The sequence below is a fragment of the Shewanella sp. HL-SH5 genome (assembly GCF_051163755.1).
GTDB lineage: Bacteria > Pseudomonadota > Gammaproteobacteria > Enterobacterales > Shewanellaceae > Shewanella > Shewanella glacialimarina.
Window position 1 is genome coordinate 2,201,030 of sequence record NZ_CP195038.1, and the last position, 16,376, is coordinate 2,217,405.

A 16,376-nucleotide genomic window follows, 5' to 3' on the forward strand; every position below is an offset into this window, starting at 1 on the left:
TTTATCCTTAAAAAAAGCGGTGATGGTAAGCCCATACACCGCCTCTTTCTGATGATTGATTATTTCTTCATGCAAAAATTACTGCGCAGCGCTTGACTCTAGAAAGTCTTGCGCAAAACGTTGTAATACACCGCCAGCTTCATAAATAGACAGCTCTTCAGCCGTGTCGACACGACACTTCACCGCAATCGTCACTTGCTCACCGTTTTTACGCGTCATGATCACATCTAACATCGCACCAGGCTTACGCTCGCCAACCACATCATAGGTTTCTGTGCCATCAATCTGATAAGTATGACGATTATGACCTGCTGTAAATTCAAGCGGTAACACGCCCATACCGACTAAGTTGGTACGGTGAATACGCTCAAAGCCTTCGGCAACAATCACTTCAACGCCAGCAAGTCGCACGCCTTTTGCCGCCCAGTCACGTGACGAGCCTTGACCATAATCCGCACCAGCGATAATAATCAGTGGCTGCTTGCGTTCCATATAGGTTTCTATCGCTTCCCACATGCGAGTGACTTGGCCTTCTGGCTCAAGGCGCGCAAGTGATCCTTGCTTCACCTTGCCGTTTTCCTGCACCATTTCGTTAAACAGTTTAGGGTTAGCAAATGTGGCTCGCTGGGCAGTTAAGTGATCGCCTCTGTGAGTCGCATAAGAGTTAAAGTCTTCTTCTGGCAATCCCATTTTGTGTAAATAGGCGCCTGCTGCACTGTCTAGCATAATCGCATTGGATGGCGATAAATGATCCGTAGTGATGTTGTCACCCAACACCGCTAATGCACGCATACCTTTCATGGTGCGCTCACCCGCTAAGGCTCCGTCCCAATAAGGTGGACGACGAATATAAGTGCTCTGCGGGCGCCAATCATACTGTGGATTTACATGTGTGCCATATTCAACTTTAATGTCAAACATCGGCTCGTAAACTTTGCGGAACTGCTCGGGCTTAACGCTAGCTTTAACAACTGCATCGATTTCTTCATCGGTTGGCCAAATGTCTTTCAACGTCACCGCTTGACCTTGGTTATCGATGCCTAAGATATCTTTTTCAATATCAAACCGAATGGTACCGGCAATGGCGTAAGCTATCACTAATGGCGGCGAGGCTAAAAACGCTTGTTTAGCGTAAGGGTGAATACGTCCATCGAAGTTGCGATTACCCGATAGCACAGCCGTTGCGTACAAATCGCGATCAATCACTTCTTGTTGAATAACCGGATCAAGCGCGCCGCTCATGCCGTTACAGGTGGTACAGGCAAACCCAACAATACCAAAACCTAAATTTTCAAGCTCAGGTAACAAGCCTGCTTCTTCTAAATACAATTGCACTGCTTTAGAGCCTGGCGCAAGTGATGATTTAACCCAAGGTTTACGTAATAAACCACGTGCATTGGCATTTCGTGCTAATAGTCCCGCTGCAATCATGTTGCGAGGGTTGCTGGTGTTAGTACAGCTAGTAATGGCGGCAATAATCACGGCACCATCGGGCATTTTACCAGGCTCGTTTTCAACTACACCACTAATACCGCGAGCAGCAAGCTCAGAGGTTGGAACCCGAGAATGCGGATTTGAAGGACCTGCAATATTACGGCCAACCGACGATAGGTCAAAATGCAGAACACGCTCATATACAGCATTCGTTAACGTATCAGCCCATAAACCGGCTTGTTTGGCATAGGTTTCAACTAATTTAACTTGGGCGTCTTCACGACCAGTTAATGTTAAATAATCAATAGTTTGCTTATCGATATAAAACATCGCTGCTGTGGCGCCGTATTCAGGCGTCATGTTGGTAATGGTGGCGCGATCGCCAAGGGTTAAATGGGTGGTACCTTCACCATAAAACTCAAGATACGATGACACTACTTTTTGCGCACGTAAGTATTCGGTTAATGCTAATACAATATCGGTAGCGGTAATGCCAGGTTGTGGCTTACCCGTTACTTCAACACCCACAATTTCCGGTAAACGCATGTAAGATGCGCGGCCCAGCATCACGCTTTCCGCTTCTAAACCACCTACCCCAATGGCAATAACACCTAACGCATCTACATGTGGTGTATGGCTATCGGTGCCCACTAAGGTATCAGGAAACGCCACACCATTTTGAGCATGTACCACTGGCGACATACGTTCTAAGTTAATTTGATGCATGATGCCGTTACCAGGCTGGATAACATCAACATTTTTAAACGCCGTTTTAGTCCAATTGATAAAGTGAAAACGGTCTTCATTACGACGGTCTTCAATAGCGCGGTTTTTATCAAACGCGTCCTTATCAAAACCGGCATGCTCAACAGCCAGTGAGTGATCGACAATCAATTGAGTCGGTACTACTGGGTTTACTTTAGATGGATCGCCCCCTTTTTCAGCAATCGCATCACGCAGACCCGCTAAATCAACTAAAGCGGTTTGACCTAAAATATCATGACATACCACACGAGCGGGATACCACGGAAAGTCGAGATCACTTTTACGTTCAATCAACTGCTTTAACGAATCAGTGAGCATATCTGGCGCACAACGACGTACTAAGTTCTCGGCAAATACGCGAGAACAATAAGGCAGTTTGGCATAGGCACCAGGTTCAATTGCGTCGACAGCCTCTTGGGTGTCAAAATAATCTAATTGGGTGCCCGGTAAGGCTTTACGGTATTGAGTATTCATAACTTCATCCACAATAAACATCAAACTAATAAGCGCTAATCTACAACGAAAAAAACCGAGTCATTATCATTATCAGACTCAGCAAGTTAATTAGCGTTGACTAATTGGTACCACTTTACGTGGCTCACTGCCTACATAATCTGCACTTGGACGAATAATGCGGTTGTTAGAGCGTTGCTCCATCACATGTGCAGCCCAGCCTGTTAAACGTGAACACACAAAGATCGGTGTGAATAACTTAGTTGGAATGCCCATAAAATGATAAGCAGAGGCATGGAAGAAGTCTGCATTACAAAATAGCTTTTTGCTGTCCCACATAAACTCTTCACAGGCGACAGAAATGTCATATAACGAGGTGTCACCATTTTCTTGAGCCAACTTTTCAGACCAGGCTTTAATGATCACATTACGTGGATCAGACACACTATAAATAGCATGGCCAAAGCCCATGATTTTTTCTTTACGATCTAGCATACCCGCCATTTGCACTTTGGCATCGGCAGGTGAGCTAAACTTTTGGATCATATCCATTGCAGCTTCGTTAGCGCCACCGTGAAGTGGACCACGTAATGAACCAATCGCACCAGTCACACACGAATACATATCAGATAAGGTTGAAGCACATACGCGCGCGGTAAAGGTCGATGCGTTAAACTCATGCTCAGCATAAAGGATCAAAGACACATCCATTACCTTACGATGTTGTGCTGATGGCGTTTCACCACGTAATAATTTAAGGAAATGACCGCCAAGTGATTCTTCATCACTAGTACAGTCAATTTCTACACCTTCATGGCTGTAGCGATACCAGTAACACATAATCGCAGGGAACGCGGCAAGTAAGCGATTAGATGCTTTATGTTGCTGAGTAAAATCAACTTCTGGCTCAAGGTTTCCTAAAAACGAGCAGCCCGTACGCATAACATCCATTGGATGAGCATCAGCAGGAATAAGCTTCAATACCGCTTTAAGGGCGTCAGGTAAATCACGTTGCGCGGTTAACTCTGTTTTGTAAGCACTTAATTGTGCTTGAGTTGGTAACTCACCGTTAAACAGTAAATAAGCCACTTCTTCAAAGGTGGCGTTGTCGGCTAAATCCGCGACATCATAACCACAATAAGTCAGTCCAGAACCTGATTTACCGACTGTACATAATTTTGTTTCGCCAGCACTTTGACCACGTAATCCTGCGCCCGATAATTTCTTGTCTACCATGATATCTTCCTTCTTATGCTTGTCGCGATTAAGCCAAGCTTAATCGCGATTGTAGGGTATTTTTTATTCTAGTCGTAAAAATGGTTCACACTTTTATTACCGGGTGATTATTTATTTTTGCCTTCGGCAAATAGACTATCTAGCTTTTGCTCATAATCGTGATAGCCCAAGTAATCATATAAATCCATCCGCGTTTGCATGGTGTCCACCACCGCTTTTTGGTCGCCATCGGTTAAAATAGCACTGTAGACATTTTCAGCCGCTTTGTTCATCGCACGGAATGCACTTAATGGGTATAGCACCATAGATGCACCCCACTCGCCTAATTGCTGTTTATTCCATAATTCAGTTTGGCCAAACTCAGTAATGTTAGCCAAAATTGGCACATCTAATGCTTCAGCAAAGGCGCGATAATGTGCTTCGGTTTTAATCGCTTCAGCAAAAATACCGTCTGCACCTGCTGCTACATAGGCTTTAGCACGTTCGATAGCGGCTTCTAACCCTTCTTGAGCAAACGAGTCTGTGCGCGCCATAATGAAAAAATCAGGATCTGTGCGGGCATCAACCGCCGCTTTAATGCGGTCGACCATTTCTTCTACAGGCACAATTTCTTTATTTGGGCGATGACCACAACGTTTTTGCGCTACTTGATCTTCCATGTGCACAGCGGCTGCACCCGCTTTTTCCATATCGCGAATGGTTTTGGCAATATTAAATGCACCGCCCCAACCCGTGTCGATATCCACCAATAAAGGTAAATCACACGCTGATGTAATACGTTGCACATCCACTAACACATCATTCAAAGAAGTCATGCCAAGATCAGGCAAACCATATGAGGCGTTTGCCACGCCACCACCTGACAAATAAATGGCTTGATGGCCAATTTGTTTTGCCATCATGGCTGAATAGGCATTGATCGTACCGACTATTTGCAATGGTTTATTGGCCATTAGTGCCTGGCGAAATTTTTTACCTGCGCTCATATTCTTTCCTTGTGTGTATTAACAATCTTGATTCGATTATCGGTCATCATAATTATCGATGACTAACTTAACTTGGCTTCAATACTATTTTTTGAATACATGATATGGCGACGCATTAACATCTCAGCGAGTTCTGCATCACGATTAGCAATGGCTTTTACAATATGTTTATGCTCATCATAGGCGGTGGTTACTCTAGGTCCCGCCATACCAAGCTGCACACGATACATGCGCACTAAATGATAAATACCATCAAATAACATACTGATTAAATGCTTATTTTTGCTACCCAGTATGATTCGATAATGAAAATCGACATCGCCCGCTTCCTGATAATAAGACTGCCCGTCTTTGACTTCATCAAAATGGCATTGCAGTAGTCCCATCAAATCATCAATTTCTTCATGGGTCATATTCACAGCCGCTAACCTTGCGGCCATGCCTTCTAATGACTCGCGCACTTGATAAAGCTCTATCAACCCTTGAGGACTCAGTGCGACCACTCTAGCCCCGATATTTGCCTTGCGCTCCACTATGTGACAAGCCTCAAGGCGATTGATTGCTTCACGGATAATCGCACGACTAACCGCATATTTTGTCGACAATTCTGTCTCACTGAGCTTTGAACCCGCCGCAATTCTGCCTTCAACAATATCGTCTCTAAGCAAAATAAAGGTTTTATCTGCTGCTGTTACTGGCTTTTCATTAGCGAGGAGCATGCTTTTAACTCAATTAACAATTCGTATGTCGACAATATAGCAGCAAATGAGTGATAAACAACCCCAAAAACCATACATTGTCGACATAATGGTATTTTTATTGTTAATTACGACTAATTGATGAGGTTATAAACCCATCTTTTAATATTTAGTCGACAATCCTAAGGTTAAGTTTCAAAAATGAAAATATCCTGACGGTTCATTACTATTTTGTTTGAATCACTCAATAGTATTGGCAAAGTAGATTAATAGTATCCGTGATTATTTAAGTAAATGAATATGAAAATTGCACTGTTTATTCCCTGTTTGGTTAATCAAATGATGCCAGATGTAGCGATTGCCACTTTGTCATTATTTGAAAAATTGGGGCATCAAGTGATATTCCCTGAAGGCCAGACCTGTTGTGGCCAACCTATAACAAACTCAGGCTGTTTTAACGAAGCACGCAACACCATACCCAAATGACTAAATGCGTTTAAAGGCGAGGAATGCGATGCCATTGTCTGCCCAGCGGCATCTTGTTTAGTCGCCGCTAAAGAAAACTTGCATGAGTTCGATAAAAGCCAAGCGGCACAAAATTTGATCGATAAACAGTATGAACTTACGGAATTCTTACACGATATAAACCAATAGCGTCATTTAAACATAAATTTGATCATACCATTAGCTTACAGATGAGTTGTCATGGACTGCGTATGCTTAACTTAGCGACGCCAAGTGAATCAATGGGACCACTATTGAATAAAGTCGAAGCTGTACTGCAAAACATCCTAGGTATCAATATTGTTTATCCCGCACCACGCGATGAATGTTGCGGTTTCGGCGGTACCTTTGCGGTTGATGAAGGCGCTGTGTCAGCCAAAATGGAAAGATAAAGCCCATGCTGCCATCCGTGCACAATATGTTATAGGGTTCGACCCTTCTTGTTTACTGCATCTTGATGGCATGATCAATTGGGTATTCAGACGGGTTTCTAGTTTGGCAATTTTACGGCTAACCGTTGACACTGGAATATTTTGTAACTGACTATAACCTGCGAAAAGCCGCCAGCACTGACCAAATGGACAAAACACTGTTAACCGAACATGTTAACTAGGGGCTGTTGATCTTGATTCATTTCACCACAAATCTTTGTCAGATATAAATGGTCAACATAAAGCAGTAAAAACAACCTTAAAAATAAACAGGCCAAAGTATTACACTTTAAAATGAGCGACTAATTCAGCGAGTTTTTCAGATCCTTGCTCAATTTGGCTACTATTTTGATTAATGTCCTGATTATATTCTCTATTCTCGACGGACATGTCGTTTATGCGAGTAATATTCATATTTAACTCTGCAATAACCGCACTTTGCTCTTCTGTTGCCGCAGCAATTTGAATATTCATTTGTGAAATCTGTTCAATTGAGTTTTTTATCACATCAAGCGCGCCAACCACTTGACCAGTTTCTGAAACCGTTTCATTTGATTTAATTTTCGCTCTTTCAACTGAAGCATTAACACTGTCGATAGCGTCACGAATGGCATCAATGATGCCGTTAATTTCTCGGGTTGAATCTTGCGTTCTGCTTGCTAGAGTGCGCACTTCATCTGCCACAACCGCAAATCCCCGTCCTGCCTCACCGGCACGGGCAGCCTCAATAGCTGCATTTAATGCTAACAAATTGGTTTGCTCTGCAATACCAACAATCACATCTAATATTTGACCGATTTTACTCGAACTAATTTGTAGTCCTTTAGCCACTTCCTCGGTATGAATAAGCTCAGTTGAAAGCTCATTAATTTTGCCCATGGCGTTATCAACTACTTTAGCGGTTTTATCCGCTTCTTCATCTGCAGAATGCGCGCTTTGTGCGGCCAGTTGTGCATTAGAAGCCACTTCTGAAGCAGTCATCGACATCTGGTTGATAGCAGTTGCTACGTTTTCGGTTTCCATCTGCACGTTAGTTGAAACTTGATTCGCTTTTGCTGCAATCGCTGACATGCCGCCTGCTAATTCACTGCTGTGTTGAATCGACTCTCCCACAGAAGTAATAACATTCTGAATTTTAGAGGTAAACATATTAAAGTGAGTCGCAATCTCTTTTAACTCATCAGCCCCTTCTTCTGATAGTCGCAAGGTTAAATCGCCCTCTCCTTTAGCCACATTTTCAAAAGCAGTAATGGTAGAGCGCATTGGTACTGATACACTCTGAATAATAATATAAAGAAAAATAAGTACCGGTAGCCAAACTAAAGTAAGCAAAAAGATGTAATTGTAAATAAATTCATGATTTTGGGCATCAATGTCGTCAACATAAATACCTGTTCCAATAATCCAGTTCCACGGAGTAAATTTTTTCACCACCGACATTTTTGGGCTTGGGTCTTCTTGATTGGGCTTATTCCACATGTAATCGACTCTAGCAGACTCTTGAGTTTGCGTTCTATCAATCATCAATTGGAACAATTTAATCCCGTCAGGATCTTTCATTCCTATCACACTGGTATCAACAAGTTTTTTGGCAAAAGCATGCTGAATCATCACGCCTTGGGTATTGATACTGAAATAGTATTCTTGCCCTGCGTAGCGCAAATGATCAAGTGCAGCGATAGCAGACGTTTGTGCCTGCTCCGCAGTTAACTCTCCTTGCTCACTGCGTTGATAGTATTGATCGACAACAGCAACAGCAGCATCAACTAAAGCATGTAATTTGGCTTCTTTTTCGGCAATGAGTACATTATCAATACGGTTAAGCGCAAATAAAAACATTAAAATGGTGGCGACAATGCTTAACACTAACATTCCGAGTAATCGTTTCGAAATGCTCATTTTTCTTAATAGAAGGTTGATAGCGTTCATATAACCACCTGAGAATGTTAAAAATAAAATATTTTTAAATCTGAAAAAGTTATGACACTCTAGAGACTATATCGTCAAAACAACACTCTCCTTTAGTATGATGTGATGTTTTTATAATCATTATTGTCAATCTAAACTTGGATCAATAACTGCAGTTTGTCAAATTTAAGACACAATAAATCAGTAAGTTAGTTATGTCTAAAGTGGTATGGTTAGTGTTCAAGTAAAACCGTCTACAAGATGTATCTGCTCTTACATTAAAAATAAAAATAATAAAGGAATATTCATGCATAGAAGCAACATCCTCATTACAGGCGCAAGCTCAGGTCTTGGCCTTGGAATGGCGAAACAATTTGCCAAGAAAAACCATAACCTGGCTTTGTGTGCACGTCGAATTGAGCTGTTAACCCGACTAAAAGAAGAGCTATTAACAATTAATCCAAATATCACAGTGTTTATTTACGCGCTAGATGTGAACGATCATGAAGCAGTTTTTACTGTATTCAAACAATGCCAAAAAGATATGGGGGCAATTGACAGGATCATCGTCAACGCTGGAATGGGTAAAGGGGCTTCGATTGGAACAGGTTTTTTCAAAGCCAACCTAGAAACCGCACAAACTAATTTTATTGCTGCCATTGCCCAATGCGAAGCATCGATGGAAATATTTAGACAACAAAATAATGGCCATTTAGTGACAATCTCTTCAATCAGTGCAGTTAGGGGATTCAGACGAGCAATGACTGTTTATGCAGCAACCAAAGCTGGATTAACCTCTTTATCGGAAGGGATCCGAATTGATGTGATGCACACACCAATTAAAGTGACCTGTGTTCATCCTGGTTTTATTCGTACTGAAATAAACGAAAAAGTAAAAACAGTGCCCTTCAGAGTAGATTTAGAAACTGGCTGTAAAGCGATGGTTAAGGCTATAGAGAAAGAAAAGGATAACGTTTATGTACCAAGCTACCCTTGGGCTTTTTTACACTGGCTACTTCGTGTTGCGCCTTTAAGCCTTATTAGAAAAATGAGTTAACATTATTCTTAGAGTCTACAATAGCAAAAAGCCAAACATCATTGTTTGGCTTTTTTGTAGTAACTGAGCGGATTTTAAGGCAATATCCATTTCTTATTGAATGATTTATCCTAAGCTGCAACCACTTGCTTAGCTTTGCGCAATGGATGCAAGCGATTGTGCATTACTTTAATGGTATCAAATTGATTAAGTGACTTAGTGTCAGATAAAGCACAAGAGTTAGACAAAAGCATCACTGTAGCAGCCTGAAGACTGTCTTCAACTACTAAAACTAACACCATGACACCATTACAATTAAGTTGAAACAACTTACCTGCGCCGCAAAAAACACATTCATCACTTGCCATGAAAAACCAGGATTTTGGCATTTGAGGTTTAAGTAAGAAATGTGCTGCAGTTGCGTTGAGTGCTGTTTGAACTATCCCAGCATCGGAAATATGTAAAACCTTAGGTAAAATTTCAAGCAAGCGAATGTAATACTTAGCGTGTTCAACACTAAATTCTGTCATTCCTAGCGCATCAGGAATAAGTAGTTTTGACTTATATGGGGTTAAGAACTCCATCTCGGAACCTAAAGATACGCTTAGTTGCTGATATCTTGTGTTAAATTCCCAATGCCAGTCCTTATTTGGCATTAATAACATGATGCAATTTCACCTAAAAATTGAATACTGGTCGATAATAGATTATTTTTCAAACAATATCAAAATTTATTTAAAAAATATTACTGATATTTCATTATCTTAGAACAAAGTGCGATCGCATAGATGCGATCGCGGCATGATTTTTGATCTTATTAATTGATCGTTTGTGGTTATTTTGTGCGATAAGCAGAACAGATTTCTGATACTAGCTGAGGGCCTTGATAGATAAAACCACTGTATATCTGAACTAACGTAGCACCTGCTGCGAATTTGTCATTTGCATCCTTTGCAGAATTTATCCCGCCGACACCAATGATCGGGATCTGGCCGTTTAAATAACCAGCAAGAGTCTTAATTACTTGAGTAGAAAGATCGGTTAACGGCTTTCCACTTAAGCCACCCATTTCCTCTGCGTGCTCTAGACCGGCTACAGTATCTCGCCCTAAAGTGGTATTAGTGGCAATAACGCCATCAAATTTATTTTTAATCAAGGAATCAGCAATAGATTTAATTTCATCATCGGTTAAATCTGGTGCTATTTTTAATGCAACCGGGACATATTTACCGTGTTTTTGGGTTAATTCAGTTTGTTTGGCTTTAATCGAACTTAATAAATCATCCAGCAGCTCACCATATTGTAATGTGCGTAAACCAGGGGTATTGGGCGATGAAATGTTGACAGTGATATAAGCACTATACTGATAAACCTTATCCATACAAATCAGGTAATCATCTTTACCCTGCTCTACCGGAGTGTCTTTATTTTTACCAATATTTACACCGACTAAAACATCAGATTTTTTGGCCATGAGGTTGCGGACAAGGTTATCAACACCTTTATTGTTGAAGCCCATACGGTTAATAATCCCCTTTGCCGGTTTAAGGCGAAACAAACGCGGTTTATCATTACCCGATTGTGGACGAGGTGTTACTGTACCGACTTCTACATGGCCAAAACCCATAGCATAAAATGCATCAATCGACTCGCCGTCTTTATCTAATCCAGCCGCTAATCCCACAGGATTTGGAAAAGTAATCCCCATACATTCAACGGGTGTTTTTGCGATATTTTGACGATAAAAGCAATTAAGCGGTGTGTTACCGGTTATTTTCAAACTGCCTATGGCAACATTATGAGCCAACTCAGGGTCTATCTGAAACATTACTTTTTGTGCGAGTTTATAAAACATGTTTTCTCCTAGGCCTAAAAAAAGCCCCGGCAATCGCCAGGGCTAGTTCACATTATAAAGAATTACTTCTGACCTTCACAATGCAAAATAAGCAAGTTAAGTTCACGTAGGGCGACTGAGAACTTAGCAAACTCATGTGTTTGCGATACTTTAAAGTCAGCTAACATGTGATACCAACGTTGAAGCAAGGTTTTATTACTCTTGATCCATTGATTAATCACAATATCTGCATCACAAGTATCACTACAAGTACGGAGTACCGCTGAGCTTAATGCACGTTGCTGCCAGTCCAATTCTTCACGGAAAGCTGCACGAGCTAATGCTTGCCAATGGTTTGCCACTGGTTGCGCACTAATTTGCTCTAAGAACCAATGCAGCTCAACTTTTGCACCTAGTTTAAAGTAGGTTGCAGACACTAAGTCGAGTGATTTATTCTCAATTTCAGCAATTTGTGCGATATCAAGCGCCGAGAATAATGTGCTCATTTTAGCAACCACAGTGGCAACTGACATTGGCACATTTTCTTTTGTAAGCGAATTAATTTCTGCAGATATCGCTTTAACTTCGGCAGCTATCATATATTGATCTACATTATCTTTAAGCTTTTCAAATACTGGCTTAAAGAACTCAACTGTTTGTTCAATATTATGACTACGATTACGATGACGGATAAACCAGCGACAAGCACGACGCATATTACGACGTAACTGGTGCAACATCTCACCCTGTACAACCGCTGGAATTACACCGTTTAAATCAGTAATTGATTTAGTTAATTCATCTAAACCGAACACTTCACGGGCCATAGTGTAACAAATGGCCGCTTCAGCAACTGTGGCACCAGTCTCATCTTGCATACGTTGTACAAAATTGAAGCCCATATCATTAACTAGCTCATTTGCTAATGATGTGGCAATAATTTCACCGCGTAGAGGATGCTGTACCATCTTATGGGCGTATTTAGCTTGAAGTTTTTTCGGAAAGTAAGCCACTAGCAATTTACTTAAGAAACTGTCTTCAGTAATTTCAGGGGTCACTAACTGCTCTTTAAGCACCATTTTTGCGTAAGCGACTAAAACAGATAGTTCTGGACGGGTTAAAGCACGGCCATTAGCTAAACGCTCGGCCAAATCATCATCAGTTGGTAAGAATTCAAGGGCACGATCTAACTTGCCTTCTTTTTCTAAATACTGAATGAAACGAATTTGTTCTTTAAGCTGAGAAACACCATGAACTTGAGTCACAGAAATGGTACGTGTTTGATCTTTACAATCCTGAAGTACAATTTCACCGACCTCATCGGTCATTTCTTCAAGGATACGGTTACGTTGCTTAACGGTTAACTCACCTTCGGCAACTAAAGTATTCAAGAAAATTTTAATGTTGACTTCGTTATCAGAACAATCAACACCGCCTACGTTATCGACGAAATCGGTATTAATACGACCGCCATTCGCCGCGTATTCGATTCGCCCAAGTTGAGTACAACCTAAGTTGCCACCCTCACCGACGATTTTAACCCGCATTTCATTACCATTAACACGCAATGCATCGTTTGCGCGGTCACCGACTTCAACATGGGTTTCTTTGCTTGATTTAACGTAAGTTCCAATACCACCGTTCCACATCAAATCAACTGGCATTTTAAGCAGTTCTTTTAATAATTCGACTGGATTCATGCTGTCTTTATCGGTAGACAACATGGTTTTCATTTCTGGGGTCAATTTTAATGACTTGGCAGAACGTAAGAAAATACCGCCGCCCTTAGAAATTAACTTGGCATTGTAATCTTCCCAACTTGAACGCGGTAGTGCGAATAAACGCTGACGCTCAATATAGCTTTCAGCTACATTTGGATTTGGATCAATAAAGATGTGCATGTGGTTAAATGCTGCAACTAACTTGGTGTGCTCAGATAACAACATACCGTTACCAAAAACGTCACCTGCCATATCACCTATACCTAAACAGGTAAAATCTGTGGTTTGACAATCAATGCCTATTTCACGGAAGTGACGTTTAACAGATTCCCAGCCACCTTTTGCAGTAATACCCATTTTTTTATGGTCATAACCATTACTGCCGCCAGAGGCAAATGCATCGCCTAACCAGAAATCGTATTCAATTGCGATTGAGTTGGCAATGTCTGAGAATGTCGCAGTGCCTTTGTCGGCCGCAACAACCAAATATGAATCATCTTCATCGTGACGAACAACATCCACTGGCGGAATAACCTCACCATTTTTGATATTGTCGGTAATGTCCAACAAACCGCGAATAAATAAACGGTAACACTCTTGCCCTTCGGTAAAGAATGCTTCACGTCCACCTTCAGTAGGCAGTTGTTTACACACAAAACCACCTTTTGCACCAACGGGTACAATGACGGTGTTTTTGACTTGCTGTGCTTTTACAAGGCCTAATACTTCTGTACGGAAATCTTCACGTCTATCAGACCAACGCAAACCACCACGGGCTACTTTACCGCCACGTAAATGTACGCCTTCGATTCTTGGTGAATAAACAAAGATTTCGAATTTAGGTAGTGGCTTTGGCATTTCCGGAATTAAGTTAGGTGCAAATTTAAACGAGGTATAGGCTTTATTATCGCCATTAGCATCCGTTTGATAGAAGTTAGTCCGTAAAGTTGCGTTAATTAAATCTAAGTAACGGCGAATGATACGGTCATCATCTAAGCTTGATACATCATCTAATTGCTTATCTATTTGCTCTAGGAATTTACTTAATGTGCGCGTTTTAAGCTTAGGGTTAAACTTACGAATAAACATTTTAACAAGCAAATCAGCAAGTTTTGGATAACGGCTGAAGGTTTCTTCAATGTAAGACTGGCTGAAAGTGGCATCAATCTGGCGCATATATTTTGCATATGCACGTAAAATAGACACTTCACGACCGTTCAAACCAGTCGACAGTACCATACGGTTAAAACCGTCATCTTCTAGTTTTTTCTGCCATACAAATGACAAAGCATTTTGGAAACGTTCCTGGCTATCGGCAAGATTATCAATTGCAGCACCTTGAACTGTCATTAAGAAGTCAAGGATCCAGAATGTATTACCATCATTGGTTTTAACTTCGTATGGGCGCTCATTAATCACACGTAAACCAAAGTTTTCAAGCATTGGTAGCACATCTGATAAATGGATAGGTTCATCTTTATGGAACAGCTTTAAACGCACTTTGTTGTCATTCAATGCTGTTTCTTGTGGCTGATAGAATAACATGCCTAACTTATGTTCATCATCCAAGGCTTCAAGGTGTTGAAGATCAACAACCGCAGAACTCGGTAATACATCATCTTTATAACTTTGTGGGAAGGCATTGATGTAACGTTTAGTTAATCCGGTACCCGCTTGCTCACCCAAAGCATTATTAAGTGCTGAGTGTAATTTATCATCCCATGAGCGCGCAGCTTCAATAAGATTGTGTTCAATAGCTGCCACATCCACATCCATATTATTGTTATCGACTTTAATAATGTAATGAGTACGCGCTAACGTTGACTCAGAGAAGTAAGTCGTAAATTCAACATCTTCATTACTATTAAAGTGTTGAGCAAGAATGCGTTGGGTATCTTGGCGGAATTTAGTGTTATAACGGTCTTTAGAAACATACACTAAACACGATAAGAATCGACCAAAACCATCTTTGCGCACAAATAGCTTCAACTTGTCACGGTCTTGCATTTGCAATACACCGTGTGCCATATGTGAAAGCTCTTCCACTTTCGCTTGAATTAGCTCATCACGAGGCAAGTTCTCAAGAATATTCATTAACGCTTTATAGTCATGTGAACGTGGTGCTAGACCTGATTGATCTAATATACGTTGGACTTTTTCAGCCAATAATGGAATTTCACGCGGACTACGGTTATAGAGATTAGAGGCATATAGGCCGATGTAACGATCTTCACCAATCACATTGCCTTTCTTATCGAATCTTTTTACACCGACATAATCGACATAAGCTGGACGGTGAACACGACTTTTAGCAGAGCTTTTAGTCAACACAAGTAAACTTGAATCTAACGCTTCACGGCGCGCACTTTCAGACAAGGTCGACAACAATAAACCTCGATCACTTGTCGCTGTTTTTGAGCGGCTCATTAAACCCAAACTACTTTCTAAGTCAGGGACTAATTCAACATCACCTTCAACACGCTTTAGATCGTAATAACGATAGCCTAAAAGTGTAAAATGATGGTTATTTAAATAAGTAAGGTAATTAACGGCCTCTTCTAACTCAGATTTATCTCCAGGAAAAGGGCGCTGTGGTAATTGTTTAATTGTGTCAGAAAGCTTTGCAGACATTTCTTCCCAATCAACAACAGAGGCGACAACATCAGCAAGTACGGATTGAATTTCTTTTTCTATTGCTTTGATGTCTGCATCGCTATTTTGCTTATCAATCTCGATTAAGAATACCGCGATATTATCACTGGCTTTAGGCGCATTATTAACAAAAGTTACTTGGGTAACGGCTTTACTATCACGCACCACAGCTAATGGGGTATGTAACATTACATGAGCGGTAATTCCCATGCGGTTAAGCGCCATAGATAATGAATCAACTAAGAATGGCATATCGGGTTGAATGACTTCAATCACACTATGGGTTGACTGCCAGCCATGTTTTGATTGAGTCGGATTGAACACGCGAATATGGGTATCCCCTGTCGCAGTTTTATTAAGCGCATTCCAAAGACTCACTACAGCACCATATAAATCACTGTCATTTCGGACATTGAGGTCGTCTCTTGACATATGGGCGTAGAGGCATTGGGCAAATTGCTCAACTTGTTTTGCTTGTGAATTAGGAATTTTTGAATGAATCAAATTAACTACATTCTCTAATAGTACAGAAGGCATTACATCTTTAAAGGCCATGTTGCAGATTCCTTAAGCGTCTATGGCAGCGCTTTTATCATTTTATGGATGCTTCAGCTTATTTAACTCAGAAACAAAATTTCTGAGATCTGATGCAGAGCTTAGTACTAAATTGCTGCTATATCGAGGAAAATTTTAGTGGTACATCCTCTCGATATACAGT

9 protein-coding genes and 1 pseudogene are annotated in these 16,376 nt (G+C 41.0%); 2 read left to right on the forward strand and 8 right to left on the reverse strand.

The window, feature by feature from the left end; genetic code table 11:
- Positions 1-78: 78 nt before the first annotated feature.
- The 4 genes from acnD to ACRWQM_RS09635 form a co-directional block, all read right to left on the reverse strand.
- Positions 79-2,673 (reverse strand): Fe/S-dependent 2-methylisocitrate dehydratase AcnD, encoded by a 2,595-nt coding sequence (gene acnD, locus ACRWQM_RS09620; RefSeq protein ID WP_434926009.1) that lies wholly within the window; start codon positions 2,671-2,673, stop codon positions 79-81.
- Positions 2,674-2,763: 90 nt separating this feature from the next.
- On the reverse strand, positions 2,764-3,888 hold the full coding sequence (prpC, locus tag ACRWQM_RS09625) for a bifunctional 2-methylcitrate synthase/citrate synthase (RefSeq protein WP_434929826.1): 1,125 nt from the start codon (positions 3,886-3,888) through the stop codon (positions 2,764-2,766).
- A 107-nt stretch (positions 3,889-3,995) separates the two neighbouring features.
- A complete protein-coding gene (gene prpB / locus ACRWQM_RS09630; protein ID WP_226410024.1) occupies positions 3,996-4,874 on the reverse strand; it encodes a methylisocitrate lyase in 879 nt (292 codons plus the stop codon).
- 62 nt (positions 4,875-4,936) lie between these two features.
- Positions 4,937-5,593 (reverse strand): GntR family transcriptional regulator, encoded by a 657-nt coding sequence (locus ACRWQM_RS09635; RefSeq protein ID WP_434926006.1) that lies wholly within the window; start codon positions 5,591-5,593, stop codon positions 4,937-4,939.
- 279 nt (positions 5,594-5,872) lie between these two features.
- Here ACRWQM_RS09635 and ACRWQM_RS09640 point away from each other — a divergent pair.
- A pseudogene (locus ACRWQM_RS09640) lies at positions 5,873-6,619 on the forward strand ((Fe-S)-binding protein).
- A gap of 170 nt (positions 6,620-6,789) precedes the next feature.
- Here ACRWQM_RS09640 and ACRWQM_RS09645 read toward each other — a convergent pair.
- Entirely contained in the window at positions 6,790-8,436 is a 1,647-nt protein-coding gene (locus ACRWQM_RS09645) for a methyl-accepting chemotaxis protein (RefSeq protein WP_434929827.1), read from the reverse strand.
- Between the two features lie 286 nt (positions 8,437-8,722).
- On the opposite strand from ACRWQM_RS09645, the gene ACRWQM_RS09650 reads away from it, so the two are divergent.
- Positions 8,723-9,472 carry an SDR family oxidoreductase gene (locus tag ACRWQM_RS09650; RefSeq protein WP_434929828.1) on the forward strand — a complete coding sequence of 250 codons (750 nt, stop codon included), beginning with the start codon at positions 8,723-8,725 and terminating at the stop codon, positions 9,470-9,472.
- A 110-nt stretch (positions 9,473-9,582) separates the two neighbouring features.
- On the opposite strand, the gene ACRWQM_RS09655 is transcribed toward ACRWQM_RS09650, so the two are convergent.
- The 3 genes from ACRWQM_RS09655 to ACRWQM_RS09665 form a co-directional block, all read right to left on the reverse strand.
- Positions 9,583-10,116, reverse strand: a complete 534-nt coding sequence (locus ACRWQM_RS09655; RefSeq protein WP_226410030.1) for a cell division protein ZapC — start codon at positions 10,114-10,116, stop codon at positions 9,583-9,585.
- A gap of 170 nt (positions 10,117-10,286) precedes the next feature.
- Positions 10,287-11,306 (reverse strand): quinone-dependent dihydroorotate dehydrogenase, encoded by a 1,020-nt coding sequence (gene pyrD / locus ACRWQM_RS09660; protein ID WP_434926003.1) that lies wholly within the window; start codon positions 11,304-11,306, stop codon positions 10,287-10,289.
- Positions 11,307-11,368: 62 nt separating this feature from the next.
- Positions 11,369-16,213 carry an NAD-glutamate dehydrogenase gene (locus ACRWQM_RS09665; protein ID WP_434926002.1) on the reverse strand — a complete coding sequence of 1,615 codons (4,845 nt, stop codon included), beginning with the start codon at positions 16,211-16,213 and terminating at the stop codon, positions 11,369-11,371.
- Positions 16,214-16,376 lie beyond the last annotated feature (163 nt).

Coding starts and splice junctions, on each gene's coding strand:
- ACRWQM_RS09665 (WP_434926002.1), bottom strand. CDS start 16,213: ATGGCCTTTAAAGATGTAATGCCTTCTGTACTATTAGAGAATGTAGTT.
- ACRWQM_RS09655 (WP_226410030.1), bottom strand. CDS start 10,116: ATGTTATTAATGCCAAATAAGGACTGGCATTGGGAATTTAACACAAGA.
- prpB (WP_226410024.1), bottom strand. CDS start 4,874: ATGAGCGCAGGTAAAAAATTTCGCCAGGCACTAATGGCCAATAAACCA.
- ACRWQM_RS09635 (WP_434926006.1), bottom strand. CDS start 5,593: ATGCTCCTCGCTAATGAAAAGCCAGTAACAGCAGCAGATAAAACCTTT.
- ACRWQM_RS09650 (WP_434929828.1), top strand. CDS start 8,723: ATGCATAGAAGCAACATCCTCATTACAGGCGCAAGCTCAGGTCTTGGC.
- pyrD (WP_434926003.1), bottom strand. CDS start 11,306: ATGTTTTATAAACTCGCACAAAAAGTAATGTTTCAGATAGACCCTGAG.
- acnD (WP_434926009.1), bottom strand. CDS start 2,673: ATGAATACTCAATACCGTAAAGCCTTACCGGGCACCCAATTAGATTAT.
- prpC (WP_434929826.1), bottom strand. CDS start 3,888: ATGGTAGACAAGAAATTATCGGGCGCAGGATTACGTGGTCAAAGTGCT.
- ACRWQM_RS09645 (WP_434929827.1), bottom strand. CDS start 8,436: ATGAACGCTATCAACCTTCTATTAAGAAAAATGAGCATTTCGAAACGA.